The following is a 25715-nucleotide window of genomic DNA, read 5'->3' as shown; positions in this document are numbered from 1 at the left end:
TGCTCCCCACGCCCCGCGGCGGGACGGCGGGCCGGCTCAGCGCAGCTCAAGGGTGCAGCACTTGACGCTCCCGCCTCCCTTGAGAAGCTCGCCCAGATCCATCCCGACCGGCTCGAACCCCCGTCGCCGCAGCGGCTCGAACAGCCCGAGCGCCGCCTGCGGCAGCAGCACGTGCAGCCCGTCCGACACGGAGTTCAGGCCGAAGGCCACCGCGTCCGCCTCCTCGGCGATCAGCGCGTCGGGGAACATCCGCCGCAGCACCGCCCGACTGCCCGCCGAGAACGCCGGCGGGTAGTACATGACCTCGTCCGCCGTGTCGTCCAGGACGGCGAGCGCCGTGTCCAGGTGGTAGAAGCGCGGGTCCACCAGATCGAGCCCGATCACCGGGCGGCCGAAGAACTCCTGCGCCTCCCCGTGCGAGAGCGGCGACGCCCGGAACCCGCGCCCCGCGAGCACGTACGACGCGGTGACGGCGAAGTCCCCCTCGCCCTCGTTCACGTGCACCGGCTCGCACACGTCGGCGTAGCCGTGCGCGCGGAACCACTCCAGATGGGCGACGGCCTCCAGCTCCCGCTCCGGGTGGGCGAACCGCGCCCCGAGCACCCGCCCGTCGAGGACGGTCGCCCCGTTCGCCGCGAACACCATGTCGGGCAGGCCCGGCCGCGGGTCGAGCACCTCGACGGTGTGCCCGAGCGCCCGGTAGCGGTCCCGCAGGTCCTCCCACTGGGCGAGGGCGAGAGGGACGTCGACGGGTTTCGCCGGGTCCATCCAGGGATTGATCGAGTACGTGACCTTGAAGTGTGCCGGTGGGCACATCAGATAGCGCCGGGGTGTGGCGCGCCGTTCCACAGAACGAGGAAGCGGATTACGCAATGAGGGCTCCTCACGACCGCAGGGGCTGTTGTCGCCCATGGTGCGGTCAGCGGAGCGCTTTGGGCTGTGAACCGAACGGGTGGTTCACGGCCGACCTGGTGAGACGGACCGTCTCGCGCCGCTGCTACATTCGACGTATGTCTGCCAAGAAGCCGGTCCCCGACTCCGCCCGCCGCAGCGAACGCTCCCGCCGCGCGATCTACGACGCCGCCCTCGCCCTCGTCGGCGAGATCGGCTACCCCAGGACCACCATCGAAGGCATCGCCGCCCGCGCGGGCGTCGGAAAGCAGACCATCTACCGCTGGTGGGGCTCCAAGGCCGAGGTCCTGATGGAGGCGTTCCTCGACCTCAACGAGCAGAACCAGCAGGCCGCCTCCGCCCACCACCCCGACGTCCCCCTCAACCCGGTCTCCCTGCCCGACACCGGCGACCTGGAGGCCGACCTCAAGCTCGTGCTGCGCGCCACCGTCGACGAGCTCAAGGACCCCCGCTTCGACGCCCCCGCCCGCGCGCTGGCCGCCGAGGGCGTCGCCAACCAGGAGTTCGCCGAGACCTTCGTCGCCCGGCTCCTCATGCCGGGGCTCGACCTGTACGCCGCCCGGCTGCGCGCCGCCCAGGAGGCCGGTGACGTCCGCGCCGACGTCGACCCGCTGATCGCCCGTGACCTGTTCTCCGCCCCGCTCGCCCAGCGCTGGCTCCAGCTCACCGGCCCGCTCGACCACGCGTACGCGGACCGGCTCGTCGAGTACGCCCTCTACGGAATCAGCGCCCGGCCGAAGAAGCAGGAGTAGCCGCGGCCGCACCGGTCGGGGTCGCCGCGAGCAGTCCCGGCGCGTTCGTGATCACGCCGTCGCAGCCGAGCCGCAGCACCCGGTCCCGGTCCGCCGGCGTGTTCACGGTGTGCGCCCACACGTGCGGCACCCCCGACCGGACGGCCCGGACGAGATCCGCGTCGCGCGCCTTGTGATCCATGTCGAGGACATCGACGTACGAGGCCCAGCTCTCGGGCCGGTCGGTCCTCATCTGCCGTGCGGAGCGCCAGAGTTGGGCGATCAGACCGAGCCGGTGCGCGCGCTGGGCGACCGCCGGGTGGTTGGAGTTGACCAGCACCGAGCGGGTCAGACCGCGGGCGTGGATCAGCCGGGCGAGGCGGCGCAGGCTGTCCGGGTCCTTGGCCTCCAGCATCAGGACGATCCGGCCGCCGAACCGGTCGAGCACCTCGGCCACCGTCGGCGGCCGCTCCGAGCGCCAGCTGCCCGGCAGCGAGGCCCGGGGCCGCAGCCGCACGCCCTCCCACTCCCGCCGGTCCAGATCGCGCACCCGGCCCGACGAGTAGGTCGTGCGGTCCAGGGTGGCGTCGTGCATGACGACGAGGGTGCCGTCGCGCAGCATCCGCGTATCGAAGTCGAGCACCTGCGCGGTGCCCCGCGAGAACGCCGCCGCCAGCCCCGACATGCTGTTCTCCGGGACCTCCAGGGCGCCGCCGCGATGGGCGGTGTACGTGACGCGAGGCAGCGCGTCGACCGTCAGCGGGCCGCTGCCCCATTCCAGCGGCGGCGCGAGGGCGAGGGTCGTGAGGGAGAGGACGCCGGCGAGACCGGCGATCGGCGCGGTCCTGGTGACGAGAGTGACCATGGCGACAACATTGATCCGCGAATGCCGGTAAATACGGCAATGTCACCCGTTCGTGGACCCGTCCCCACGGACCCCGGATGCGGACTCCGGCCACCCGAGGAGCAGGATGGTGGGACCATGGTGGTCCGGGGTTCAACCGGCACTCGGCACGACGGCGATGGTGAGGGGCTAGATGGGCGCGGAGCACGGCGGCCGCTTCGGCGGGGACGACGGGTCGACGGGTCGGGGGTCCCTGGGCAGGTTCACCCGGTGGCTGAAGTCGGGCCGGGCTCCCAAGGAGACACCGGTCGACGCCGACCGCGAAGCCCTGCTGCTCGCCGCCGCCGGCGCCGGACTGCCCCTGGCACCGGCCGCCCACCCCGCCGACTACCGCTGTTCCTGCAACCGCATCGGCTGTCCGACGCCCGGCAGGCACCCGGTCTCCTTCGCCTGGCAGACCCAGTCGACGACCGACCGCGGCCAGATCGAGCGCTGGGCCCGGCACCAGCCGCTGGCCAACTTCATCACCGCGACCGGCATGGTCCACGACGTCCTCGACGTCCCGCTCGACGCCGGCCAGGAGGCCCTGGAGCGGCTCCTGTCGAGCGGTATCGACGTCGGCCCCGTCGCCCTCTCCGGCGGCGACCGCATGCTCTTCTTCACGGCGACGCGCGGTACGCCCGCCGACGAGGACGAGTGGTGGCCCTGCGAGCTCGACTGCCACCCCGAGACGATGGACGAACACCCGGGCCTGCGCTGGCACTGCCGCGGTTCCTACGTCCTGATCCCGCCGGCCCGCCTGCCCGCCGACCGCACGGTCGACTGGCTCCGCGGCCCGGAGCACCCGCTGCCCGACCCGCTGACCCTCCTGGAGACCCTGACGGACGCGTGCGCGCGCTACGCCGGGGCCGAGCCGGACTACACGACCGCCTGGCCGTAGGCCCGCCAGGGGTCAGCTGCCCTCGGCGGTGGTGATCCCCTCGACCCGGGCCAGGACGGACACCCCGTCCCCGGCGGAGCCCTTCGCCGGGTCGAGCGCGGCCTGGCTCGACACGTACCCGTACGTCGCGGACTGCTTCGCGTCGCCCGACATCAGCGCCTTCACGCTCGGGCTGATCGTCGGCAGGTCGCTGCCCGTGGACGCGGTCTGCTTCTCGTAGCGGCGCGTCGTGAAGAACACCAGCGCCCCGCCGTCCTCGGTGCGCAGCGCGAGCGGCGCGTAGTCGCCGGACGTCAGCGGCTCGTCGATGTACTGCGTGGCGAGACCGGGGCGCGCGGCGTTCTTCTTGCGGGTCTCGCGCCACCGCGTGGTGTACGCGCCCGCGGCGAACCCGTCGCCGCCGTCCTTCAGGTACGCCGCGTACTTCTCGCTCACGTCCTCGGGCGGCGTCGCCAGATCCTTCGCGTCGGCGTCGACGGCCTCGCCCCAGCCGTCCGCGTCCTTCTTGAACGCGGGCAGCTTCCCGTCGGCGAACAGCGTCAGGTACGACACCGCCCACGGCTCGCTCTCCGCGTCGCGCGTGAAGACCATCACCCAGCGGGAGTTCGCGACCCGGTTGTTGGCCGAGTCGGTGACGAACCAGCGCGGCCAGCCGGCCTTCTTCGGGACCGTGATGTTCGTGTCGGTCAGCGTCAGCGGCGTGTGCTTCGGATTGCCGTCCGGGCTGACCGTGCGGCCCGCCTTCAGCTTGGCCGCGTCGATCGCGCCGAGCGCGCCCGTCACGTACCGCGCGTCGGCGGACCGCTCGTACGTCTTGTCGGCCTTGTTGTACGCGGTGAGGAAGGTGTCCAGGGCGCGCTCCGCGGAGGCCTTCGTGGTCGTGGGGACGACCTCCAGCTCCCCGTGCACGGTCACGCACCCACTCGCCGTCAGGGACAGCACGACTGCCGCGGCCGCCATCGCGGCCGGCCGGCCGAGCCTGTTCACGACCTTGCTCATGACGTTGACTTCACCTTCCGCTTCCCCTGCCCCTGCACGGGCCCGAACCCTACCGGGAAGAGGAGGCGCGCACCGCGTCGGGCCTACGGGACAGCAGCCCGGCGGGAGCGAAGAACAGGGCCAGCGTCGGCACCAAGTACACGAACCAGACGACGACTTGGAGGACCGTCGGGTCGGGCTGGAAGTTGAAGACGCCCTTCAGGAGCGTGCCCAGCCAGCCGTCGGGGGCGATCGTCGAACTGATGTCGAAGGCCAGGTTGTTCAGACCGCCGACGAAGTCCGCCTCCTGGAGGTCGTGGACGCCGTACGCGAGGACGCCCGCGGCCACGACGACCAGCATGCCGCCGGTCCACGTGAAGAACTTCGCCAGGTTGATGCGGAGCGCGCCCCGGTAGAACAGCCAGCCGAGGACCACCGCCGTCGCCAGGCCGAGGAGCGCGCCGATCACCGGTTCCGTCGTGCCGTTGCTGGTGGCGTGCACCGCCGTCCACACGAACAGCGACGTCTCCAGGCCCTCGCGGCCCACCGCCAGGAAGGCGGTCACGACCAGCGCCGCCGTGCCCATCCGCAGCGCCGTGTCCAGCTTGCCGTGCAGCTCCGTCTTCAGGTGCCGGGCGGTGCGCCGCATCCAGAAGACCATCCACGTCACCAGGCCCACGGCGACGATCGACAGCGAACCGCCGAGCGCCTCCTGCGCCTTGAACGTCATCTCCTGCGAGCCGAATTCGAGACCCGCGCCGAACGCGAGCGCCACGGCGACGGCGACCCCGACACCCAGCCACACCGGCTTGAGGGCGTCACGGCGGTCCGTCTTCACCAGGTAGGCGACGAGGATGCAGACGATGAGGCTGGCCTCCAGACCCTCGCGCAGCCCGATCAGATAGTTCGCGAACATGCCGGATCAGCCGTCCTTCCGCTCGAAGAGCCCGCGGCCCCACCAGTCCTTGCCGTCCCGCACGCCCGGGGGCACGGCGAACACCGCCGAACCGACGTGCTGGATGTACTCGTTGAGCGCGTCCGTGGCCAGGTTGCGCTGCACCGGGATGAACCCCTTGCGGACGTCCTTCATGTACGCGAGGAAGAACAGCCCCGCGTCGAGCCGGCCGAGACCGTCGGTGCCGTCGGTGAACGAGTAGCCGCGGCGCAGGATCGTCGCGCCGTGGTTGGCGTCCGGGTGCGCGAGACGGACGTGCGCGGTCGGCTTCATTGCCTTCAGGAACGGCTCGTCGCGCTCCTTCGCCTTGCCGACCGGGGCGCCCTCGCCCTTGTCGCGGCCGAAGACGTCCTCCTGCTCCTGGAGCGAGGTGCGGTCCCAGGTCTCGATGTTCATCCGGATCCGCCGGGCGACGAGGTACGAGCCCCCGGCCATCCAGGACGGCCCGTCGGCCCACACGTGCTGGGCCAGGCGGTCCGTCTCGGTCCCCGCGATGTTGCGGGTGCCGTCCTTGAAGCCCATCAGGTTACGCGGGGTCTGCGCGTCCGGCGTCGTCGACGACGTCTTGCCGAAGCCGAGCTGCGACCAGCGGATGGCGACCTTGCCGAAGCCGATCCGGGCCAGGTTGCGGATGGCGTGCACCGCGACCTGCGGGTCGTCGGCGCAGGCCTGCACGCACAGATCGCCGCCGCTGCGCGCCTTGTCGAGGTTGTCGCCGGGGAACTTCGGCAGCTCGACCAGCGCCTCGGGCCGCGCGTCGGCTATCCCGAACGCCTTCCCGTACGTGTCGAAGAGCGACGGGCCGAAGCCGATGGTCAGCGTCAGGCGCGACGGCTTGAGGCCGAGCGCCTCGCCCGTGTCGTCCGGCGGTGCCTCGGCGAGCCCGCCGTACGCGCCCTCGCCGACCGCGCGGCCCTCGGTCATCAGGGCGGCGGCCTTCGTCCAGTCCTTCAGGAGCTGGACGAACGCCTCGCGGTCGTCCGTCTTCACGTCGAACGCGGCGAAGTGCAGCCGGTCCTGCACGGGCGTCGCGATGCCCGCCTGGTGCGCGCCGTGGAACGGCACCGCGCCGCCCGACTCGGCGGCCGGCTGCATGTCGTCGCCGCCGTCCCGCGTCAGGGCGACCGCGCCGCCCGCCGCCGCGGCACCGAGCGCGAGCCCGGCGCCGCCGACAGCGAGCAGGGAACGCCGCGACGGCGCGGGGGACGTGGCGGTCTCGTCCGTCATGTCAGTGCTCCTCCGCTGCTTCCCGGTTACTTCGACACGACCGCGGCGGCCAGCTTCGACAGCGGCTCGGCCAGCGCGTTGACCCCGTCGGACAGCTCCTTGCGGTCCGCCTTGCCGACCTTGTCGTACGAGGTGAAGTCGTAGGAGGTCTTGTCCTCGCGGTACTTGTCGAGCAGCGCGTCGAGCGCGGCGAACTGCTTGTCGAGCTCCTTGGTCAGCGCGGCGTCGTTCTCCGAGGCGACCGGCTTCAGCAGCTCGTACGCCTTCTCGGCGCCCTCGACGTTGGCCTTGAAGTCGACGAGGTCGGTGTGCGAGTAGCGCTCCTCCTCGCCGGTGACCTTGCCGGTGGCGACCTCGTCCAGGAGCTCCTTGGCGCCGTTGGCCATGGACGTGGGCGTGATCTCCGCCTTGCCGACGCGCTGCTGCCAGTCCTTCAGGTCGGTGTCGAGCTGGTCGGCGAGGGTCTTCTCCGCCTTGCCCAGCTTCTTGTCGTCCCACAGCGCCTTCTCCAGGCGGTGCCAGCCGGTCCACTTCTGGCCCTCTTCGAGGCCGTCGGCCCGCACGTCGACCTTCGGGTCGATGTCGCCGAACGACTCGGCGACCGGCTCGGTGCGCTCCCAGCCGATGCGGGAGGGGGCGTACGCCTTCTTCGCGGCCGCCAGATCGCCCTCGCGCACGGCGTCGGTGAACGTCGTCACCTTGGACAGCGTCTCGTCGGCCTGGGCCTGCGCGTACTGCCGGTAGGCGGCGACGGCCTCGTCCAGGCGCGGGTCGCGCTTGACGGCCTTGCCGCCGGTGGCCTTCACGTCCTGGCGGTGGCCCTTGCCCTTCATGCCGGGGATGCAGGCGATGCGGTAGTCGCCGCTCTTCACCTCGGCGGTCAGGGTGTGCTGGGTGCCGGGGCCGATGTTCTCGCGCTCGGAGACGATCCGGTCGTCCGGGAAGAGGATCTCGACCTCGGTGACGCGCGAGCCCTTGTTCTCGACGGCCAGCTCGACGTGCCCGGCCGGGAACTCGGTCTTCGACACCTCGCAGCTGTCGTCGGTGGCGGTCACCTTGATGGCGCCGGAGCCACCGGTCTTGGCGTCGCTCTTCTCGGTGCAGCCCGTGACGGCGGTCAGGGCCGCCACCGTGGCGACGGCGGTGGCGACGGAGAGACGGACGGCTCGCATACGGGCTCCAGAAGGCGCTCAGGACATTCACAGCTACAGCTAAGGCGGCCCTAACTTATATGAGGCTTACCTCAGTGCTACCCGTCCAGTCCGTGATTCACCTCTCACGGAAACAGCCTGGTCGCGACCCGGATACGACCGACCCTCGGACGACCCAGGGATTGGTCAAGAGGAGGTCAAGCGGCGGGCCCGGACGGGAGCGCGCCATGGTTCACTGCCCCGGTGGACGACTTGACTGACTACGACGTTCTGCGCGTGTTCTGCGGGGCCGACGGCCGGCACGGCAACGAGCTGGGCGTCGTACGCGACGGCTCCCGGATCCCCGACCGCGACGCACGCCAGGCCTTCGCGGGCAAGCTGGGCTTCAGCGAGACGGTCTTCGTCGACGACCCCGAGCGCGGCGTCATCGACATCTACACCCCGACCCTGCGGCTGCCGTTCGCCGGGCACCCCTGCGTCGGCTCGGCCTGGCTGCTCGACGTGCCCGAACTGGTCGTGCCCGCGGGGGTCGTCGGGGCGCGCCTCGACGGGGAGTTCAGCTGGATCGAGGCGCGCGCCGAGTGGGCCCCGCCGCGGACGCTGCGCCAGTACGGGTCCGCCGCCGAGGTGGACGCGCTGCCGGTGCCGCCGGTGGGCGGGCCGGGCGAGGAGGGGGTCCCCCCGGACGAGGTCCGGAGGTGGATCTACGCCTGGGCCTGGGAGGACGAGGCGGCGGGCCGGGTCCGCGCCCGCGGCTTCCCTGGTCGCGACGACGGCATCACGGAGGACGAGGCGACGGGCGCGGCGGCCCTCCTCCTGACGGCCCACCTGGACCGCGCCCTCAACATCCGCCAGGGCAAGGGCTCCCAGATCCTGACGGCCCCCCAACCGGACGGCTGGTACGAGGTGGGCGGCCGAGTGGCGCTGGGCTCCTCACGCCTCGCCGCCGCTTGAGGCGCGGAGCTCCCCCGGGTCCGCCGGGCTCTACGCGGCCGTAGGGAATTCCTCGCCCAGAGCCCGGAAGACCCCCGTGTTCAGCGCGAAGGCGGCCTTGCACTCGGCGACGACCCGCTGCTTCTCCAGATCGTCCACGGCCAGCCCGTCCAACAGCTCGCGGTAGCGCCGCTTGAACGCCGCCGGGTTCCCCACCTGCTCGAACACGTAGAACCGCACTCCGTCGCCCTTGCGCGCGAAGCCCCAGGTCTTCTCCGCCTTGTCGCGGATGATCTGCCCGCCCGAGAGGTCGCCCAGGTAACGGGTGTAGTGGTGCGCCACGTATCCGGCGGGCCATCCCGTCGCGCACTCCTCGACCCGGGCCGCGTACCGCGCGGTGGCGGGCAGCGCGGAGACCTTGGCGCGCCAGTCCTCGCCGCGCAGATGCGCGAGGTCGCGCTCCAGCTCGGGGACGCGTGCCAGCTCGGGCTGGATGAAGGGACCGGCGACGGGGTCGTCGGCCAGCCGCTCCATGCCGTCCTCAAGTGCCTTGTAGACGAACCACAGTTGCTCCGTGTAGCGCGCGTACGCGTCCACGCCCAGGCCGCCGCCGAGCAGATCGCTCATGAACGTCGACGTCTCCGCCTCGGTGTGCTGCTCGTGCGAAGCGGTCCGGATCAGAGTGGAGAACGAGGTGTCCATGAAGCCTCCGCTGACAAGTTCTAAGTAGGTTAGGCTTACCTAACATAACAGGTTTCCCGACACCCTGTCGGTAAAAAAGTACCCCGATCCCCGATCAAGGGAACGTAAAAGCCCGCCCCGGGTCCGGGACGGGCTTCGACAGGGCCTTCTCGGGGCTACGGCAGCGTGAGGATCTCCGTGCCGGTCTCCGTGACCACCAGCGTGTGCTCGAACTGGGCCGTCCGCTTGCGGTCCTTGGTCACGACGGTCCACCCGTCGTCCCACATGTCGTAGTCGTGCGTGCCCAGCGTCAGCATCGGCTCGATCGTGAACGTCATCCCGGGCTGGATCACCGTCGTCGCGTGCGGGCTGTCGTAGTGCGGGATGATCAGGCCGCTGTGGAACGACGAGTTGATGCCGTGCCCGGTGAAGTCCCGTACGACGCCGTAGCCGAAGCGCTTGGCGTACGACTCGATGACCCGCCCGATGATGTTGATCTGGCGGCCCGGCTTCACGGCCTTGATGGCGCGGTCGAGCGACTCGCGGGTCCGCTCGACGAGCAGTCGCGACTCCTCGTCCACGTCGCCGACCAGGTACGTGGCGTTGTTGTCGCCGTGCACACCGCCGATGTACGCCGTCACGTCGAGGTTGATGATGTCGCCGTCGCGCAGCACCGTGGAGTCCGGGATGCCGTGGCAGATGACCTCGTTGACGCTCGTGCACAGCGACTTGGGGAAGCCGCGGTAGCCGAGCGTGGAGGGGTAGGCGCCGTGGTCGCACATGTACGCGTGCGCGATCCGGTCCAGCTCGTCGGTCGTGACGCCCGGCGCGATGGCCTTCGCGGCCTCGGCCATGGCCTGCGCCGCGATCCGCCCGGCGATCCGCATCGCCTCGATCGTCTCCGGGGTCTGCACCTCGGGACCCTTGTACGGGGTCGGAGCGGGCTTGCCGACGTACTCGGGGCGCCGGATGTTCCCGGGCACGGTACGGATGGGGGACTGTTCGCCCGGGACGAGGAGGGCGGGCGACGACTGCGACTGGCCAGACATGCAGCGAGTGTAACGAGGGCAGGTGGGGGAGCATGGCCGTGAGGCGCACCCCCGAGGAGAGGAGCCGGTCGTGGCCCTGTTCAAGAAGCGGACCGTAGGCAAACCGGGCGAGTGGTACTACTGCCTGGAGCACCAGAAGGTCGAGGAGGGGCCCGAGTGCCCCGCCAAGGACCGGTTCGGCCCGTACGCGAGCCGCGAGGAGGCCGAGCACGCGATGGCGACCGCCCACGAGCGGAACCTGGAGTGGGAGAACGACCCGCGCTGGCACGACAAGGAGGCGCGGGGCGAGGACGCGGGCTAGGAGCTCGATCGCGCCGCCGGGCGCGGCCCCCACCGGCGCGCGGCCGACCGGTCACGTCACCACCTCGGCGGCGGCGGCGCCGTCAGGTGATCCGCCAGCCGCGACAGCCGGTCCCGGAACTTCCGGCGTCCTCGCGGCGGCGGCGTCGCGTTCTCGCCCGCCGCCGCGCAGACCAGATGCTGCACCGTGTCCAGGTCGAGATCCGTGTCCCCGGGCACGGTCAGGGCGTCGTGCGCCATGGCGTGCAGATCCCCGTTGCCCGCCGTCCCCGAGTCGAGCGCGAGGACCGTCGCCCCGGCCCGGCGGGCGTCGTGCACCCGCTCCAGGAGCGGCGCGCCCACCGGGTCCGGCGTCACCACGAGCAGCGTCTCCCCGCGCCGCGCCGCTTCGAGACGGCCGAGGCCCACCGCCAGATGCGCCGGGTCGTCGGGCCGCGCCGCGTGCCGTACGAGGGTCGGTGACAGCTCCGGCGTGCCGGACCAGGCCGCCTCGTCCACCAGATGCGCCGCCAGATGCCAGGGCTCGTACCCCTCGCTCCCCACGAGCAGCAGCCCGCCGCCGTGCGCGGCCACCGAGGAGCGCAGCCCCCCGGCGAAACGGCGGGTGGCCGCGGGCCACTCCGTCCCGGCGAGGACCTCACGCAGCAGCGCTACTCGTACGGCGTCCATGCGCCGCATGGTGCCTCACCTGACGGGCCCGTTCGGGCCGTTCGCGGGAAGACCGCCCGTACGGGCCGCCTCGTGCGCGTCGTTCATCAGGCTCAGCAGCAGATGCGCGGTGTGCGGGTACCAGATGTCGGAGTGCGCTCCGGTGGGCTTCCAGCGGCCGCGCCGGAACACCTCCGTCGCGTCCACGTCGACCAGCCGGTGGTGCAGCTCCCCGTCGGCGTACGCGCGTTCCGGCGCCCGCAGGGTCGTCCGGTGCACCTCCACCGCGGCCGGGCCCGGCAGCCCGACCGTGCCGATGCCGCGCTCGCCCTCGCGCAGCCGGTGCCACAGCCCCGTCGCCCGGTCGTGGCGGGTGTGCGTGACGGCGACGGGCCCGCTGACCGGAGCGTCCGTGAACAACCGGCCGTACGCGCCGCCCGCGGCCAGGACCCGCGGCGGCGCCGCCATCTGGAGCAGCAGCAGGGAGTCGACGGTGTACGCGTAGCGCTCGTCCTCGTGGACCGGCGCGAGCACGTCCACCGGGCGGCGGCTCAGCTCGGCCGGACCCGACTCCGGCACCGCCTGGCACAGGAACCGGCAGCCGAACGAGTGCCCCACGGCGTGCACGTACTGCCCGCCCGCCCGGGGCAGTGTGTCCGCCGTGTCCGGGCGGGGCGGCTCCCGCCACTCGTCGAGGTAGCCGAGGAGCGCGGCGACGACATGGCCCGCGTGCCCCTCCAGGGTGTTGCCCCTGGTGCGGTCGCGGGCCCGCCGGTAGAGCGAGACCGAACGCCAGCGCAGGGCGACGCACTGCACCCGGGTGTGGCGCGGCAGCGCCGGATAGCGCCCCGCGCGGGCGGCCCACCCGCCCTCGGCCAGGGCCAGCAGCCGCTCGGTGCCGCGCAGCGCCTTCTCGCGGGAGGTGAGCCAGCCGTGCACGAACACCACGACGTCGGTGACTGCCGCCGGCAGGTCCAGGGTCGTGCGGATCACGTGCGGCAGCTCCTTGTCCTTCACCCGCCGCCCGCTGACGGGATGCAGCAGCACCCCGTCGGCGTCCAGGTCCAGGGTGAGGACGGGCAGCGGGTGCAGCGGCCGCGTCATCGGCCCAGCCGCGTGTCCATGCGGCCCTTCACGGCGTACGTGAGACCCAGCAGGTTCCCGGCGTCCTTGGCGAGCGCCCAGGTCACCTCCAGGAGGTGGCGGCCCACGCTGACGCCCTCGGCGAGGAAGGGTCCGAAGAACCGCTGCGCGTGCTCCGCCGCCAGCTCCATCGGCAGGATCACCTCGGGCGCGACGGTGCAGGACGTCCCGAGACGCGCCAGGGCGCGCGCGACCGAGGCACCGTCGGCCGCGTTGAAGTCCGCGGCCCGGCACACGCTCAGGTACAGCAGCGGGCTGCCCACCAGATGCACCCGGCCGCACTCGTGCGCCCCGGCCTCCTCGCCGTCCGCGCCCTTGACCGCGTCGATGATGTCGGCCGCCGAGATCGCCTCCTCCGGATCGGCCGACGCCCACAGCCGGGCCGGGTCGTGCCGGTAGCCCTGGCCGTGGCAGTACGCGTAGATGATCTGCCTCCGGAAACGGTCGGCGTGCAGTTCGTTCAGGAACCGGGACGTGTCGTGGCCGCAGTGCACGAAGCCGTCGCCGGTGCCGTCGTCCGTGGCGTCCCGCAGCAGCCGGTCCACCAGGGCGTGCGAGTCGGGGGCGTCCTCGGTGACCAGCGCGAGCGCCCGGGGCCGCGCGCCGTGCACCGGGATGCGGGCGCTCGGGCAGCGCGGCTCGCGCCGCAGCGCCCGGTGCTCGATCAGATGCCGGTAGCCGAGGAACTGGGGCCCGCAGGACTCGGCGGCCGTGGGCGGCGGCCCCGACGCGGTCTCCGCGGCGGAGGTGGGCCGGCCGCCGCCCCCGGAGCCGGTGCGGCCCGGCGGCAGGCACAGCAGGGCCCACGGGGCGTACAGGTCGTCGGACCAGACCCCGACGAGGCAGCCCTCCGCCCGGCGCAGCCTGCGGGTCAGCGCGGCGCGCAGCGCGGGCATCCTGGCCGGGTCGTCCTGCTCGTCGAAGATGACCCGGAACGCCTTGCGCCCGGCGTGCGCGAGCAGGTTGAAGACGCCCGCCAGAGCGGTCTGGTCGTGGCTGGTCAGGTTCCAGGCGCGGCGCAGTCCGTTCTTGCGGATCGTCTCGTCCCACAGGGACCGCAGATCCGCGACCGTCGCGTCGATCAGTCCCGCGGGGCCGCAGTCCGCGGCCCACGCCCGGCGCTGCCCCGTGAACAGCAGGGTGCAGGTGTAGATCTTGTGCAGCTCGGAGCGGGAGAAGGCGAGGGTGACGGGGCGCGGGTCGTAGACGCCGACCGATTCGGCGAGCTCCTCGCTCTGGGTGCTCATGCCCCCCGTGGTCGCCGTCGGCTCGTCGTCCGGCTCCTCGAACGCGTAACCGTGCTCGTTCTCGTCATGGTTCATGGGCGCGACTCGCTTCGTGTCAGTGCATGTCCAGCCTTGCTTCGATGTCCTGAAGCAGCGTCCCGGCCGCTTCGTTCAGTACGAGGAACCGCAGTTCCTGCGGGCCCGGCTCCGCGCGCCGCACCGTGAACTCCAGCCGGACCGGCCAGTGCCGGTCGTGCGGGTCGAGCAGCCGGGCCGTCGGCTCGACCGTCGCGCGCGGCGCCACGGCCACCACCCGGCACACCCCGTGCCGGCTCGCCCGCAGCGCCTCCTGCACCGCCAGGTCCAGATAGACGCCGACCCGCACGGTGGTCCCCTGGTGGACGACCGGCGGCACCCGGCGCACCGTCAGATAGCAGCCCGCGGTGGGCCCCGGGTCGGGGAACGGGGTCCCGTCGTCGTCCGGGTCGAGCCGCTCGCCGCGTACGAGCCGCTCCAGCTGCCGCCGCGCGAGGGTGAGCCCGCGCGCCTCGCCGCACATGTCGAACTCGGCGGCCGCCTTCTCCAGGAGTGTCTGGCACGACGTCATATCGGTCGGCAGCAGGGCCAGTTCGTACGCGACCCAGGCGAGGCCGAGCCGGTTGTCCATGCCGCGGAAGTTCCCCTGCGCGCCGTGCAGCACGGTGCGCGCGTCGAGCAGGCGGCCCCGCTCGCGCTCCCTGCGGCCCAGTTCGAGCGCGGCCCAGCCCTCGCCCAGGGGTTCGTTCAGCTCCATCGAGCGGTTGCGGCTCTCGCGCAGCAGCTCGACGGCCTGGTCGTGGCTGCCGCTCTGCCACATCTCGCGGCCCTCCACCAGATCGGCCCAGGCGTGCGCGAAATGGATCTTCGGCAGCTCGCGGTCGAAGACACCGCGGGCCTGCGCCAGTTCGACGTGCGCCTCGTCGGTGCGGTGGGACAGGAGCAGCGAGGTGGCGAGGAACGCGCGCGCCCAGGCGGCGCCCAGCGCGTTGCCCGCGCGCTCGTGCAGGTCCACCGACTCGCCCAGAACCCGCTTCGCCTCGTCCAGGCGGCCCATGTCGTTGTAGACCGCGCCCAACACCCGTAACACCCAGGGGCGTTCGCGCTCATGGCCGTGCGCGACGGCCAGATCGTCGGCCCGGCGCAGATAGCAGGCCGCCGTGCGCAGTTCGCCCGCGTGGTAGCAGGCGACACCGATCTGCCGCAGGGTGCGGGCCTCCAGGAGGGTGTACCCCAGCTCCGCGTACCGCTCGCGCACCCACAGCAGCCGGTGCCGGGCGTGCGACAGATGCCCGGACTTGCGGTCGAGGACGCCCAGGGCGCCGTGCACGGGCAGTTCGAGCAGCCGTCGTACGTCGCGGGCGAACTGCTGGACGACGTAGTGCAGCATCGCGAGGACCAGCGAGGCGCGCTGTTGCACCAGGTGGTCGCAGAGGTCGGCCGCCAGGGCGCAGGTCTCCCGCGCGTCCAGCGGGCCGAGCCGGTCGGCGCGCGCGAGGAGCTGTTCGATCGAGCCGTTCTCCAGGGGCATCCGCGGCAGTTCGGGGATGGTCGCCATGAACCGGCGGAACGCCTCCGCCAGGTTCTGTTCCGCCGGGTCCGCCGGCTCGTGCTGCTTGCGCCGGTCCAGGACGAAGCGCTGCACCGACGGACTCAGCCGGTAGCTGTCGGTGTCCAGCGGCTCCAGCAGACCGCGTCGCGCCAGCGACCGCAGCCCCTCGTCCACGGAGAGCCGGGGCGGCTCGCCGGGCCGCTCGCGCAGACTCTGCGCCGTCACCCCGGACGCCCCCGCGACGGTCGCCCGGGTGGAGAGCGCCAGCAGGTCGAACAGATGCCGCTCGTCCCCGGGCAGCCGGTCGTAGACCCGGTCGAGGAGCTGCTGGGTGATGTCCGTGACGTCCTCCGAAGGGGACAGCCGGGCCAGGTCCACGACCTGCCGCGCCGTCCACGTCTCGTGGTGCGCGTACAGGCCGGCGGCGAGCTTCACCGCGAGCGGCCGGTCGTGGCACAGCTCGACCAGCTCGTCCATCCGCTCGGGACGCTGCGGCACCACGGGACCGGGCCGGGCCACCTTCGCGAACTCGCCCCGGCTCCAGTCGGCGCCGGGCCCGGTGACCCGTGCCTGGTGCACCTGGGCCGGATCGAGGCCGCTCTCCGCCAGCTCCCGCCGCGACAGCTCGGCCGCGCAACTGGCGATGACGAGGGAGGCGCGCCCGGCGGGCAGCAGATAGTCCGTGCCGCTGCCGTGCCACCGGTCGATCTCGTCGAGCAGCAGCACGACCGGCACGTGCTCCGTCGCCAGGCGGTACAGCTCCCGCAGCTCGGCGTCGCTCAGATCCCACGGCCGCGACGGCTGCGCGTCCAACTCCCGCAACAACTCAAGGAGGTTGTAGCGGGCGCCGCCCGCCTCCCACGAGTTCATCCGCAGTTCGAGCAGCTGTCCGTCCTGTCCGGCCCGCCCGTTCTCGTGGTGTCCCGCGAGCACCCGCGCCGCGACGGCGCGCGCCGCCTGGAACTTGCCGATGCCCGGCTCCCCGTACAGGACGAGCACCCCCGGCCCGTCCCGCATCAACTCCGCAGCCTTCAGCGTGACCTGATCGTCCATCATGCCGCGACCCCCGTTCGGCCGTGATGACTCAGGGTAGGGCCGCCACGGTTGCGGAGCGCAGGGCGTATCCGCAAGAAGGCGGTACCGATTCCCGTACGCCGGTGGACGGGCGGCCCGCTGCTGCCCGGATCGGGTGGACCGAACGGACCTTAGGGCAACCGAAGTTCACGCGCAGTCACCTTCAGCGGGAAGCATGGGGAGCAGGTCCGTCACAGCGGAGCACCGAGCGACGCCCGAGACGTCCGTGCCGTTCCGCGCGGGGGAGGAGGGCTACGCCAGTTTCCGTAGCCCCGCCGTGGTCCGCGCGCCCGGCAGTACTTTCTTCGCCTTCCGCGAGGGCCGCAGGGGCTCCCGCGAGGACCACCAAGACATCGCCGTCGTGGTGCGCCGCTCCACCGACGGCGCCGTCGGCCTCCTCCACGAGACCGGGGACTTCTCCCCGTACGAGACGATCACCTTCCGCCGGATCCCGGTGGCCGCGCCCACCGGCCCGTACGCACGAGTCCCGTACGCATGAGTAGGGTCGCTGCATGACTACCAGTGACAGCGCACAGAGCGCCCCGAAGGCCCCCGCCAAGGACCCCTGGGACCTGCCCGACGTCTCCGGGCTCGTCGTCGGCGTGCTCGGTGGCACCGGACCCCAGGGCAAGGGCCTCGCCTACCGCTTCGCCCGCGCGGGCCAGAAGGTGATCCTCGGCTCCCGCGCCGCCGAGCGCGCGCAGGCCGCGGCCGAGGAACTCAACGAGCACGGCCTCGGCATCGAGGGCGCCGACAACGCCGAGTGCGCCCGGCGCAGCGACATCGTGATCGTCGCCGTGCCGTGGGACGGCCACGGAGCCACCCTGGAAGCGCTGCGCGAGGACCTCGCGGGCAAGCTCGTCGTCGACTGCGTCAACCCGCTCGGCTTCGACAAGAAGGGCGCCTACGCCCTGAAGCCGGAGGAGGGCAGCGCCGCCGAACAGGCCGCCGCCCTGCTGCCCGACTCCCGCGTCACCGCCGCCTTCCACCACCTCTCCGCCGTGCTGCTCGCCGACCCGGAGATCGAGGAGATCGACACGGACGTGATGGTCCTCGGCGAGAGCCGCGCCGACACGGACCTGGTCCAGGCCCTCGCGGCCCGCATCCCCGGCATGCGCGGCGTCTTCTCCGGCCGGCTGCGCAACGCCCACCAGGTCGAGTCCCTGGTCGCCAACCTGATCTCGGTCAACCGCCGCTACAAGGCCCACGCCGGTCTGCGCGTCACGGACGTGTAGCCGCACGGGCAGTCAGGACATACCGCCACGTACGGGTCGCGTTCAGGCGCGGACGGGGCATGGGGGACACTGGTCGGCGAACACCGCCGTGCCGTACGTGCCCGCATTGGAGCCGACCCCATGCCCCGCATCGCCCTCTTCGCCTTCCTCGTCTGCCTGCTCGCCGTCGCTGCGGCCGTCGTGTCGTTCGTCCAGGGCAGCTTCCTCGGGATCGTGTGGGTGCTGATCGCGGGGATCACGTCCAACATGACGTGGTTCTACGTGCGCAAGGCGAAGCTCGACAAGGCCGCGCAGGCCGACGAGGAGCGGGCGGGACAGGCCGCTTCTACTGCGTGACCACCGGGATCTCCGGAGTGCCCTCCCAGAAGCGGTAGAACCGCTGACCCCAGTACGTGTCCCGCTCGGTGACGCCCAGCGAGCGCAGCACCGCGTCGATCGCGTCGAAGAACCACTGGTTCACCTCCGGGATCCACAGCACCGCGAACACGGCGAGCAGCCCGAACGGCGCGAACGGCTCCACCTGCCGCTTGACGTTGTACGAGAGCCACGGCTCGATCACCCCGTAGCCGTCGAGACCCGGCACCGGCAGGGAGTTCAGGATCGCGGCCGTCACCTGGAGCAGCGCCAGGAACGCCAGCGCGTAGCGGAACGTGTCCGGCACGCCGTCCAGCGCGTGCAGCCAGAACGGGGCCGTGCAGACCACCGCGAACAGCACGTTCGTCAGGGGCCCCGCCGCCGAGATCAGGCTGTGCTTCCAGCGGCCCTGGATGCGGCCCCGCTCGATGAAGACGGCGCCGCCGGGAAGACCGATCCCGCCCATGATCACGAAGATCACCGGGAGCACGATGCTGAGCAGGGCGTGCGTGTACTTCAGCGGGTTCAGGGTGAGATAGCCCTTCGCGCCGATCGAGATGTCGCCGCTGTGCAGCGCCGTGCGCGCGTGCGCGTACTCGTGCAGACACAGCGAGACCACCCACGCCGCCGTCACGAACAGGAACACGGCGAAGCCCGGTTGCGCGGCGTAGTCCGTCCACACCGCCCAGCCGGACACGGCCGTGATCGCGGCGATGCCGAGGAAGACGGGGCTGATCCTGCTGTCGCCGCGTCGGGATGTGGCGGTGGTCATGGAGTGGTGCTCCCCGAGGTCGCTGGTCGTGTGGCGTCAATGAACGTACCCGCCCCGCACGGGAAACGTGTCGCGGTGCCCGGGGAGTTCCGGACAGGGTGGACCCCATGACGTCGTGGACGGTGTGGTACGAGAGTTGGCAGATGGAGTGCTGCGGCACGCCCTTCTCCGTGGGCGACGCGGTGGAGCTGCCCCTGATGATCACGCCGAGGGCGCGGTTGTCCGACGCGGCGGAGTGGGAGGAGTGGCTCGGCTCCGTCGAGGGACCGGTGCGCACCGTCGCGGACGACGACGCAGGATCCTGGCCCGTGGTCCGCGACGGCGGGCTCGACGCGGCGCTGCACGGCTCGCTCCGCCGCCCGCCGCACCGGATCGCCGTGACCGGACTGCTCAGCGTCGAGCGGCACTCCGGGCGGTGGCCCCGGCGGCCGGCCGGGTCCGGTCGGTCCGCATCCTGACCCGCGGCTACGCGCCGGTGTCGCCGGACAGCACCACGTACCAGCCGGTGCCGGGGGAGCGGTGGCTGCGCACGGTGGACGCCTGCCCGAAGTGGTTCGGCGCCGAGGGCCGGACGCGCCGGGACGACGGGGCTCTCGTCGTCCTGGACGTCCCCGGGGACGGGTCCTCGCACGAGCGGGGAGAATAGGCCCGTGCGCTACCGCATCCTCGGCACCACCCAAGCGCTCCGCGACGACGGCACGGCCGTCCCCGTCGGCGGGGCCCGGCTGCGTGCCCTGCTCACGGTGCTCGCGCTCAGGCCGGGCCGCACGGTCCCTGCGAGCGTCCTGGTCGACGAGGTGTGGGGCACCGAGCCGCCCGCCGACGCGGCCGGTGCCCTGCAAGCCCTCGTGGGACGGCTCCGGCGCGCGCTCGGGGCCGACGCGATCGGCTCCGTCGACGGCGGCTACCGGCTCGCGGCCGGGGCCGACGACATCGACCTCTTCCGGTTCGAGCGGCTCACCGGCGACGGTGCCCGCGCCCTCGCCGACGGCAACCCGGGCAAGGCCGTCGACGTGCTCGACGACGCCCTCGCCCTGTGGCGCGGGCCGGCCCTCGCCGACCTGCCCGACCGCACCGCCGACGCCGTCCGCTGGGACACCCGGCACCTGGACGCGCTGCGCACCCGCCTCGCGGCGCACCTCGCGCTCGGCCGGGCCGAGGAGGCGCTGCCCGAACTGACCGCGCTGTGCGACGCGCACCCGCTGGACGAGCCGCTCCAGACCCTGCGCCTGCGCGCGCTGCGCGACGCGGGCCGGGCCGCCGAGGCGCTGGCCGCGTACGAGGAGATACGGCGCGGGCTCGCGGAGGCGCTCGGCACCGACCCCGGGCCCGAACTGCGCGCCCTGTACGGCGAGTTGCTCGCCCCCGCCGAGAGCCCCGCAGCCCCTGCGCCGGTGCCCCCGAAGGCGCCGCCCGGCAACCTGCGCGCCCGCCTCACCTCCTTCGTCGGCCGCGTCGACGACCTCGACGCGCTCCGCGCCGAGCTGGCCCGCACCCGCCTGGTGACGCTGCTCGGCCCCGGCGGCGCCGGCAAGACCCGGCTGTCGCAGGAAGCGGCCGAGGGCATGGCCGACACGCTGCCGGACGGGGTCTGGCTCGCCGAACTCGCGCCCGTGGGTGACCCGGACGCCGTCGCGGAGGCCGTCGTCAGCGCGCTCGGTGCCCGCGAGACGGTGCTGCGCGGCGCCGGCGCGGAGGAGCTGCGCGTCGCCTCCGAGCGGCAGGGCGACGACCCGCTGGTGCGGCTCGTGGAGCACTGCGCGGGCCGCCGGATGCTGGTCATCCTCGACAACTGCGAGCACGTCATCGCCGCCGCAGCCGCACTCGCCGATCACCTCCTCGCGCGCTGCCCCGGCGTCACCGTGCTCGCCACCAGCCGCGAACCCCTCGGCGTACCGGGCGAGTTGCTGTACCCGGTGGAGCCGCTGCCCGAGCCGTACGCGCTGCGTCTGTTCGGCGAGCGGGGCGCCGCCGTGCGGCCCGGGTTCACCGTCGACCAGAGCCCCGCGACCGCGGACGCCGTCGCCGAGATCTGCCGCCGCCTCGACGGGCTGCCGCTCGCCATCGAACTCGCCGCGGCCCGGCTGCGGATGCTCACCCCGCGCCAGATCGCCGATCGCCTCGACGACCGGTTCCGGCTGCTCACCTCGGGCGCCCGCACCGCGCTGCCCCGCCAGCAGACCCTGCGCGCCGTCGTCGACTGGTCCTGGGACCTGCTCGACGATCCGGAGCGCGCCGCCCTCGCCCGGCTGTCCGTGTTCAGCGGCGGCTGCGACCTGGCCGCCGCCGAGGCGGTGTGCGGGCCCGAGGCGCTCGACGTGCTCGGCTCCCTCGTCGACAAGTCGCTCGTGGTCGCCGCACCCGACGGCGGCGAGGGTGCCGACGGGGCGATGCGCTACCGGCTCCTGGAGACCGTCGCCGAGTACGCGGGCGACCGGCTCGACGAGGCCGGTGACCGGCCCGGCGCCGAGCGCGCGCACCTCACGTACTACCGCGAACTCGCCCGCACCACCGACCCGTTGCTCCGCGGCGGACAGCAGCGCGCCGGTATCGCCCGCATCGAGCGGGACTACGAGAACCTGCGCACCGCCCTGCGTCGCGCCATCGCCACCCGGGACGAGCAGGAGGCGCTCTGCCTCGTCCTGTCGCTGTGCTGGTTCTGGCACATGCGGGACCTGCGCACCGAGGCCCGCACCTGGTCGCGGGAGGCCGCGGCGCTCGGCCCCGACCCGTTCGCGGGCCCGGTGCGGGTCGCCCCGCCGCTGCACCAGCGCTGCACCGATGTCCCGCCGCCGCTCACCGGGGACCTGCTCGACGAGGCGCGCCGCGAGGTCCAGCTCTCCCGACTCGCCTACATGGACCAGGAGTTGGAGATGTGGCAGAACGAGGAGGGACAGGCCACGCTGCGCGCGATCACCGAGGCCTACCGCCCCGAGCTGCCACAGGCCTGCCGCCCGCCCGGCAGCTTCTGGTACTTCGCCGTGATGATGTCCGGCCGCCTCGACGACCTGCGCGGGCTCACCGACCGGACCGTCCGCACCTGCCGCGACCTCGGCTACCGGTGGGAGCTCGGGCTCATCCTCCAGCTGCGGGCCAACGTCTCGGCCAACCGCGGCGAATGGGCCGAGGGCGGCCTCGCCGACGCCGACGAGGCAATCGAGATCTTCAGTGAACTCGGGGACGCCTGGGGCGTCGCCGAAGGGCTCTCCGCGCGCGGCGAGGCGTACGAGCGGCTGGGCCGGTTCCAGGACGCGGCCGCCGACTACCGCCGGGCCAGGGAGCTCGCCGAGGACATGGGTGCCCACGCCCAGTCCGCGATCCTCCAGGTCAGGATCGGCCAGGTGCTGATCGAGGAGGGCGAAGGTGAGCGCGGCGAAGCGCTCCTGTGGGAGGTGCTCCAGCCGGAGACGCGGCACACGAACGAGGCCTGGCCCGCCGCCCGGATGTTCCTGGTCGCCCGGCTCTCCGCCACCGGCCGCACGGTCGAGGCCCGCGAGCAACTCGCGCTGCTGCGCGACGAGTTCAAGGTGATGGACTTCCTCTTCTTCCGCGGCATGACCACCGGCATGGAGGCCATGGTCGATGTCATCGAGGGGCTGGCGGCGGACGCGCTGCGCCGGACGCGGACCGCGCTGGAGCTGTCCACGGACGCGCTGTCCCTGGTGATCATGCCGCACCTGTCGGCGCTGCATCTGCTCACCGGAGCCCGCGCCCTCGTCCTGCGCTCAGGGCCCGGCGACGCGGAGGCGGCGGCCCGGCTCGTCGGCGCCTCCGACGCGGCCCTGCCCGCGCGGCACGTCCGCAACTCGATGGAGCGCCGCTGGCGCGAGCAGGCCGAGTCCGGGGCGCGCGAGCTGCTCGGCGACGCCGCGTACGAGCGGGCGTACGCCGAGGGCGGCGGCCTCTCCGTGGAGGAGGCCACCGCCCTGCTGTGACGCGACGCCGTCGACGATCCCGTGGTCCGTCAGCTCTTGGTCGTGAACTTCCGGATCGCGACCGGCGCCATGATCGCGGTCAGCAGCGCCGTCCAGCCGAGGGTCACCCACAGGTCGTGGGCGATCGGGCCGCCGGTCATCAGGCTCCGGCAGGTGTCGGCCAGGGCCGAGATCGGGTTCCAGTCCGTGAAGGCCTGCAACCAGCCCGGCATCGACTCGGTCGGCGCGAAGATGGACGAGCCGAACTGGAGCGGCATCATCACCAGGAAGCCCATGGCCTGCACGGCCTGCGCGCTCTTCATGGTCACGCCGAGCACCAGGAAGATCCACATCAGGGACGAGCCGAACAGCGCGGTCAGACCGATCGCGCCGAACAGGCCGGCCCAGTTGGTGATGTCGAACCCGACGAGCAGCGCGACGATCATCAGGACCGTGGTCGCGCACAGCAGGCGCAGCAGCTCGACGGCGACCTTGGCGATCAGTACGGAACTGCGGCCGATGGGCAGGGACCGGAAGCGGTCCATGATGCCCTTCTGGAAGTCCTCGTTGAAGCCGGTGCCGACGCCCTGCGCGATGTTCATCGACATCATGGCGATCATGCCAGGGATCACGTACTGGACGTACGCGTCCTGGCCGCCGCCCATGGCGGCGCCGATGGAGCCGCCGAAGACGTAGACGAACAGCAGGGTGAAGATGATCGGCATCAGGATGGCGTCGAACATCGACTCCGGGTCCTGCTTGATCCACAGCAGATTGCGGCGGATCAGCGCGCCGGTGTGGCGCAGGTGGCCGCGCAGGCCGATCTTGGGGTCGGCGTCGACCTTGATGGTGGGCGCCGTGGGGGTCAGGGTGGCGGTACTCATACGGCGACCTCCGCGAGTTCGGGGCGGGCGTCCTGCGGGGCGGAGGCCTTCTGGCCGGTGATGGACAGGAACACCTCGTCCAGGCTGGGCAGTTCGGTGGCGATCGAGCCGATCGTGATGCCGCGCGCGGTGACCGCGCCGACCACGGCGGTGAGCTGCTCGTCGCTCAGGATCGGGACGAGGACGGTGCCCGACTCGGCGTCCACGGTGGACGTGGCGATGCCGGTGAGGCCCAGGTCGTCGAGGGCGTGTGCCAGCGGGCGCAGCTCCATCGGATCGGCCGGGCGGATCCGCAGGGTGCGGCCGCCGACCTTCGCCTTGAGCTCCTCGATGCCGCCGTTGGCGATGACCCGGCCGCGGTCGATGACGGTCAGCTCGTGGGCGAGCTGCTCGGCCTCTTCCATGTACTGGGTGGTGAGCAGGACGGTGACGCCGTCGCGCACCATGCTCTTCACCTCGGCCCACACCTCGTTACGGGTACGGGGGTCGAGTCCGGTCGTCGGCTCGTCCAGGTACAGGACGTGCGGGCGGCCGATCATGGAGGCGGCGAGGTCGAGGCGGCGGCGCATACCGCCGGAGTACGTCTTCGCGGGGCGGGTCGCGGCGTCGGTGAGGGAGAAGCGCTCCAGCAGGGCGTCGGCCCGGGTGCGCGCCTCCTTCTTCGACAGGTCGAGCAGCCGCCCGATCATGTAGAGGTTCTCGCGGCCGGAGAGCTTCTCGTCGACCGAGGCGTACTGGCCGGTGAGGCCGATCACGCGGCGGAGCTGACGGGGCTGCTTCACGGCGTCGTAGCCGGCGACGATGGCGGTGCCGGCGTCGGGGGTGATCAGGGTGGACAGGCAGCGCACCAGGGTGGTCTTGCCGGCGCCGTTCGGACCGAGCACACCGAGGACGGTGCCCTCGTGCACGTCCAGGTCCACGCCGTCCAGCGCCTTGGTCGCGCCGTAGTGCTTGACCAGCCCCCGTACGGACACGGCCACGGGTCGGCCGCTCTCGGGGTTGTTGTCGATTCGCGTCATGCCGACAAAGGTGTCAGCCGCCACCGACAACTCACCGACATCCCACCGACAGGCCGACTGTCGGCGCTGTGTCGGCGACATATCGGCCGCAGCCCGTCGACGGGGGAAGATCGACGGGCTGCGTTGGTGCCGCTATGGCTTCAGGGGGCCACTGCCGGGACTGCTGTCGGGATCGCTCCCGGGGTCGCTAATGGACGGAGTGCTCCTCCAGAGGGAACGTTCCGCCGATCACGTCCTCCGCAAACGCCTTCGCCGCGTCGGACATCACGCCGCGCAGATCCGCGTACTGCTTCACGAAGCGCGGCATCTTGCCTCCGGTGAGGCCGAGCGCGTCCGTCCAGACGAGGACCTGCGCGTCCGTCTCGGCCCCGGCGCCGATCCCGACGGTCGGGATGTGCAGGACCCGGGTGACCTCCGCGGCCAGTTCCGCCGGGACCAGTTCGAGGACGACGGCGAACGCGCCGGCGTCCTGGACGGCCTTCGCGTCGCGCAGCAGCTGCTGCGCCGCCTCCTCGCCGCGGCCCTGCACCCGGTACCCCTGGGTGTTGACCGACTGCGGGGTCAGCCCGATGTGGGCCATGACCGGGATGCCCGCCTCGACGAGCAGCTTGATCTGGGCGTGCGAGCGCTCGCCGCCCTCCAGCTTGACCGCGCCGACGCCCGCCTCCTTCACCAGCCGCATCGCCGAGCGCAGCGCCTGTACCGGGCCCTCCTGGTACGAGCCGAAGGGCAGGTCGCCGACGATCAGGGCACGGCTGGTGCCCCGCACGACGGCCGCCGAGAGCATCGTGAGCTGGTCGAGGGTGACCGGGACCGTGGTGTCGTAGCCGAGGTGGCAGTTGCCCGCCGAGTCGCCGACCAGCATCACGGGGATGCCGGCCTCGTCGAAGACCGACGCCGTCATCGCGTCGTAGGCCGTCAGCATGGGCCACTTCTCGCCGCGCTCCTTGGCGAGGGAGATGTCCCGCACGGTGATGCGCCGGGTGCCCTTGCCTCCGTACAGCGCCTTGGGGTCGCGCCCCGTGCTGCTGTCGGTGGTGCCGTGGTCGCGGGCAGCCGAAAGCTCTGTGGGTTGCGTCATCGCAACGGCTCCTTCAATTCGTCTCGAGGCGCCCTGACGGCGTCCCCGGATCGCCTCCATGGTGGCACCGCGTGTC

General features: G+C 72.4%; 24 protein-coding genes and 1 pseudogene. 9 read left to right on the top strand and 16 right to left on the bottom strand.

Annotated features, from left to right (window positions below):
- Positions 1-36 precede the first annotated feature (36 nt).
- Positions 37-849, bottom strand: coding sequence for a dimethylargininase (ddaH, locus tag V2W30_RS11745; RefSeq protein ID WP_338695950.1), 813 nt, complete (start codon positions 847-849; stop codon positions 37-39).
- 161 nt (positions 850-1010) lie between these two features.
- Here ddaH and V2W30_RS11740 point away from each other — a divergent pair, with 161 nt between their 5' ends.
- Positions 1011-1664 (top strand): TetR/AcrR family transcriptional regulator, encoded by a 654-nt coding sequence (locus V2W30_RS11740; protein ID WP_338695949.1) that lies wholly within the window; start codon positions 1011-1013, stop codon positions 1662-1664.
- On the opposite strand, the gene V2W30_RS11735 is transcribed toward V2W30_RS11740, so the two are convergent.
- Positions 1636-2508 carry a glycerophosphodiester phosphodiesterase gene (locus tag V2W30_RS11735; protein WP_338695947.1) on the bottom strand — a complete coding sequence of 291 codons (873 nt, stop codon included), beginning with the start codon at positions 2506-2508 and terminating at the stop codon, positions 1636-1638. The genes V2W30_RS11740 and V2W30_RS11735 overlap by 29 nt on opposite strands.
- Before the next feature lie 172 nt (positions 2509-2680).
- On the opposite strand from V2W30_RS11735, the gene V2W30_RS11730 reads away from it, so the two are divergent.
- Entirely contained in the window at positions 2681-3427 is a 747-nt protein-coding gene (locus V2W30_RS11730; protein WP_338695946.1) for a bifunctional DNA primase/polymerase, read from the top strand.
- Between the two features lie 12 nt (positions 3428-3439).
- Here V2W30_RS11730 and V2W30_RS11725 read toward each other — a convergent pair whose 3' ends face one another.
- From V2W30_RS11725 to efeO, 4 genes are read right to left on the bottom strand one after another with little or no spacing between them, the layout of a single operon-like run.
- Complete coding sequence (locus V2W30_RS11725; RefSeq protein WP_338695945.1) at positions 3440-4426, bottom strand: hypothetical protein; 987 nt, start codon at positions 4424-4426, stop codon at positions 3440-3442.
- 49 nt (positions 4427-4475) lie between these two features.
- Positions 4476-5321, bottom strand: coding sequence for an iron uptake transporter permease EfeU (gene efeU / locus V2W30_RS11720; protein ID WP_338695944.1), 846 nt, complete (start codon positions 5319-5321; stop codon positions 4476-4478).
- A gap of 6 nt (positions 5322-5327) precedes the next feature.
- On the bottom strand, positions 5328-6587 hold the full coding sequence (gene efeB, locus V2W30_RS11715; RefSeq protein ID WP_338695942.1) for an iron uptake transporter deferrochelatase/peroxidase subunit: 1260 nt from the start codon (positions 6585-6587) through the stop codon (positions 5328-5330).
- A gap of 26 nt (positions 6588-6613) precedes the next feature.
- Positions 6614-7759: an iron uptake system protein EfeO gene (efeO, locus tag V2W30_RS11710; RefSeq protein WP_338695941.1), complete on the bottom strand. Its 1146-nt coding sequence runs from the start codon at positions 7757-7759 to the stop codon at positions 6614-6616.
- Between the two features lie 231 nt (positions 7760-7990).
- Between efeO and V2W30_RS11705 the strand changes: the two genes are divergently transcribed.
- On the top strand, positions 7991-8692 hold the full coding sequence (locus V2W30_RS11705; protein ID WP_338703567.1) for a PhzF family phenazine biosynthesis protein: 702 nt from the start codon (positions 7991-7993) through the stop codon (positions 8690-8692).
- Between the two features lie 30 nt (positions 8693-8722).
- Here V2W30_RS11705 and V2W30_RS11700 read toward each other — a convergent pair whose 3' ends face one another.
- Both V2W30_RS11700 and map read right to left on the bottom strand, forming a co-directional pair.
- Positions 8723-9373: a biliverdin-producing heme oxygenase gene (locus V2W30_RS11700; RefSeq protein WP_338695940.1), complete on the bottom strand. Its 651-nt coding sequence runs from the start codon at positions 9371-9373 to the stop codon at positions 8723-8725.
- Positions 9374-9528: 155 nt separating this feature from the next.
- On the bottom strand, positions 9529-10401 hold the full coding sequence (map, locus tag V2W30_RS11695; protein WP_338695939.1) for a type I methionyl aminopeptidase: 873 nt from the start codon (positions 10399-10401) through the stop codon (positions 9529-9531).
- A 70-nt stretch (positions 10402-10471) separates the two neighbouring features.
- Here map and V2W30_RS11690 point away from each other — a divergent pair, with 70 nt between their 5' ends.
- Positions 10472-10702, top strand: coding sequence for a hypothetical protein (locus V2W30_RS11690; RefSeq protein ID WP_338695938.1), 231 nt, complete (start codon positions 10472-10474; stop codon positions 10700-10702).
- A 56-nt stretch (positions 10703-10758) separates the two neighbouring features.
- On the opposite strand, the gene V2W30_RS11685 is transcribed toward V2W30_RS11690, so the two are convergent.
- The 4 genes from V2W30_RS11685 to V2W30_RS11670 are packed head-to-tail and all read right to left on the bottom strand — an operon-like array spanning position 10759 to position 16362.
- Positions 10759-11370: a hypothetical protein gene (locus tag V2W30_RS11685; protein WP_338695937.1), complete on the bottom strand. Its 612-nt coding sequence runs from the start codon at positions 11368-11370 to the stop codon at positions 10759-10761.
- Positions 11371-11385: 15 nt separating this feature from the next.
- Positions 11386-12453, bottom strand: a complete 1068-nt coding sequence (locus tag V2W30_RS11680) for a hypothetical protein (RefSeq protein ID WP_338695935.1) — start codon at positions 12451-12453, stop codon at positions 11386-11388.
- Positions 12450-13814, bottom strand: a complete 1365-nt coding sequence (locus V2W30_RS11675; protein ID WP_338695933.1) for a hypothetical protein — start codon at positions 13812-13814, stop codon at positions 12450-12452. The genes V2W30_RS11680 and V2W30_RS11675 overlap by 4 nt, the downstream gene beginning before the upstream one ends.
- 19 nt (positions 13815-13833) lie before the next feature.
- Entirely contained in the window at positions 13834-16362 is a 2529-nt protein-coding gene (locus tag V2W30_RS11670; protein ID WP_338695931.1) for a tetratricopeptide repeat protein, read from the bottom strand.
- Between the two features lie 193 nt (positions 16363-16555).
- On the opposite strand from V2W30_RS11670, the gene V2W30_RS11665 reads away from it, so the two are divergent.
- The 3 genes from V2W30_RS11665 (at position 16556) to V2W30_RS11655 (ending at position 17951) form a co-directional block, all read left to right on the top strand.
- Positions 16556-16879, top strand: a complete 324-nt coding sequence (locus V2W30_RS11665; protein ID WP_338695930.1) for a sialidase family protein — start codon at positions 16556-16558, stop codon at positions 16877-16879.
- A gap of 13 nt (positions 16880-16892) precedes the next feature.
- Positions 16893-17615 carry an NADPH-dependent F420 reductase gene (gene npdG, locus V2W30_RS11660; RefSeq protein ID WP_338695928.1) on the top strand — a complete coding sequence of 241 codons (723 nt, stop codon included), beginning with the start codon at positions 16893-16895 and terminating at the stop codon, positions 17613-17615.
- 120 nt (positions 17616-17735) lie between these two features.
- Positions 17736-17951, top strand: a complete 216-nt coding sequence (locus V2W30_RS11655; RefSeq protein ID WP_338695926.1) for a hypothetical protein — start codon at positions 17736-17738, stop codon at positions 17949-17951.
- Here V2W30_RS11655 and V2W30_RS11650 read toward each other — a convergent pair.
- Positions 17941-18741: a site-2 protease family protein gene (locus V2W30_RS11650; protein WP_338695924.1), complete on the bottom strand. Its 801-nt coding sequence runs from the start codon at positions 18739-18741 to the stop codon at positions 17941-17943. The two genes, V2W30_RS11655 and V2W30_RS11650, sit on opposite strands and share 11 nt — an antisense overlap.
- Between V2W30_RS11650 and V2W30_RS41555 the strand changes: the two are divergent.
- Positions 18726-19387: pseudogene (locus V2W30_RS41555) on the top strand (DUF6578 domain-containing protein). The gene V2W30_RS11650 and the pseudogene V2W30_RS41555 sit on opposite strands and share 16 nt — an antisense overlap.
- A 4-nt stretch (positions 19388-19391) precedes the next feature.
- Positions 19392-22676: a BTAD domain-containing putative transcriptional regulator gene (locus V2W30_RS11635; protein ID WP_338695920.1), complete on the top strand. Its 3285-nt coding sequence runs from the start codon at positions 19392-19394 to the stop codon at positions 22674-22676.
- A gap of 29 nt (positions 22677-22705) precedes the next feature.
- Here V2W30_RS11635 and V2W30_RS11630 read toward each other — a convergent pair whose 3' ends face one another.
- From V2W30_RS11630 to panB, 3 genes are all read right to left on the bottom strand, one after another.
- On the bottom strand, positions 22706-23539 hold the full coding sequence (locus V2W30_RS11630) for an ABC transporter permease (RefSeq protein WP_338695918.1): 834 nt from the start codon (positions 23537-23539) through the stop codon (positions 22706-22708).
- Positions 23536-24558 (bottom strand): ATP-binding cassette domain-containing protein, encoded by a 1023-nt coding sequence (locus V2W30_RS11625; protein ID WP_338695917.1) that lies wholly within the window; start codon positions 24556-24558, stop codon positions 23536-23538. Before V2W30_RS11625 ends, V2W30_RS11630 begins: the two co-directional genes overlap by 4 nt.
- A gap of 187 nt (positions 24559-24745) precedes the next feature.
- On the bottom strand, positions 24746-25639 hold the full coding sequence (gene panB, locus V2W30_RS11620; protein ID WP_338695916.1) for a 3-methyl-2-oxobutanoate hydroxymethyltransferase: 894 nt from the start codon (positions 25637-25639) through the stop codon (positions 24746-24748).
- Positions 25640-25715: the final 76 nt, after the last annotated feature.

The organism is Streptomyces sp. Q6, assembly GCF_036967205.1.
In the GTDB taxonomy this organism is placed as follows: domain Bacteria; phylum Actinomycetota; class Actinomycetes; order Streptomycetales; family Streptomycetaceae; genus Streptomyces; species Streptomyces citrinus.
This window is presented reverse-complemented; position numbering and strand designations above follow the sequence as displayed.

Coding starts and splice junctions, on each gene's coding strand:
- V2W30_RS11740 (WP_338695949.1), top strand. CDS start 1,011: ATGTCTGCCAAGAAGCCGGTCCCCGACTCCGCCCGCCGCAGCGAACGC.
- V2W30_RS11735 (WP_338695947.1), bottom strand. CDS start 2,508: ATGGTCACTCTCGTCACCAGGACCGCGCCGATCGCCGGTCTCGCCGGC.
- V2W30_RS11730 (WP_338695946.1), top strand. CDS start 2,681: ATGGGCGCGGAGCACGGCGGCCGCTTCGGCGGGGACGACGGGTCGACG.
- V2W30_RS11725 (WP_338695945.1), bottom strand. CDS start 4,426: ATGAGCAAGGTCGTGAACAGGCTCGGCCGGCCGGCCGCGATGGCGGCC.
- efeU (WP_338695944.1), bottom strand. CDS start 5,321: ATGTTCGCGAACTATCTGATCGGGCTGCGCGAGGGTCTGGAGGCCAGC.
- efeB (WP_338695942.1), bottom strand. CDS start 6,587: ATGACGGACGAGACCGCCACGTCCCCCGCGCCGTCGCGGCGTTCCCTG.
- efeO (WP_338695941.1), bottom strand. CDS start 7,759: ATGCGAGCCGTCCGTCTCTCCGTCGCCACCGCCGTCGCCACGGTGGCG.
- V2W30_RS11700 (WP_338695940.1), bottom strand. CDS start 9,373: ATGGACACCTCGTTCTCCACTCTGATCCGGACCGCTTCGCACGAGCAG.
- map (WP_338695939.1), bottom strand. CDS start 10,401: ATGTCTGGCCAGTCGCAGTCGTCGCCCGCCCTCCTCGTCCCGGGCGAA.
- V2W30_RS11685 (WP_338695937.1), bottom strand. CDS start 11,370: ATGGACGCCGTACGAGTAGCGCTGCTGCGTGAGGTCCTCGCCGGGACG.
- V2W30_RS11680 (WP_338695935.1), bottom strand. CDS start 12,453: ATGACGCGGCCGCTGCACCCGCTGCCCGTCCTCACCCTGGACCTGGAC.
- V2W30_RS11675 (WP_338695933.1), bottom strand. CDS start 13,814: ATGAACCATGACGAGAACGAGCACGGTTACGCGTTCGAGGAGCCGGAC.
- V2W30_RS11670 (WP_338695931.1), bottom strand. CDS start 16,362: ATGATGGACGATCAGGTCACGCTGAAGGCTGCGGAGTTGATGCGGGAC.
- V2W30_RS11665 (WP_338695930.1), top strand. CDS start 16,556: ATGGGGAGCAGGTCCGTCACAGCGGAGCACCGAGCGACGCCCGAGACG.
- npdG (WP_338695928.1), top strand. CDS start 16,893: ATGACTACCAGTGACAGCGCACAGAGCGCCCCGAAGGCCCCCGCCAAG.
- V2W30_RS11655 (WP_338695926.1), top strand. CDS start 17,736: ATGCCCCGCATCGCCCTCTTCGCCTTCCTCGTCTGCCTGCTCGCCGTC.
- V2W30_RS11650 (WP_338695924.1), bottom strand. CDS start 18,741: ATGACCACCGCCACATCCCGACGCGGCGACAGCAGGATCAGCCCCGTC.
- V2W30_RS11630 (WP_338695918.1), bottom strand. CDS start 23,539: ATGAGTACCGCCACCCTGACCCCCACGGCGCCCACCATCAAGGTCGAC.
- V2W30_RS11625 (WP_338695917.1), bottom strand. CDS start 24,558: ATGACGCGAATCGACAACAACCCCGAGAGCGGCCGACCCGTGGCCGTG.
- panB (WP_338695916.1), bottom strand. CDS start 25,639: ATGACGCAACCCACAGAGCTTTCGGCTGCCCGCGACCACGGCACCACC.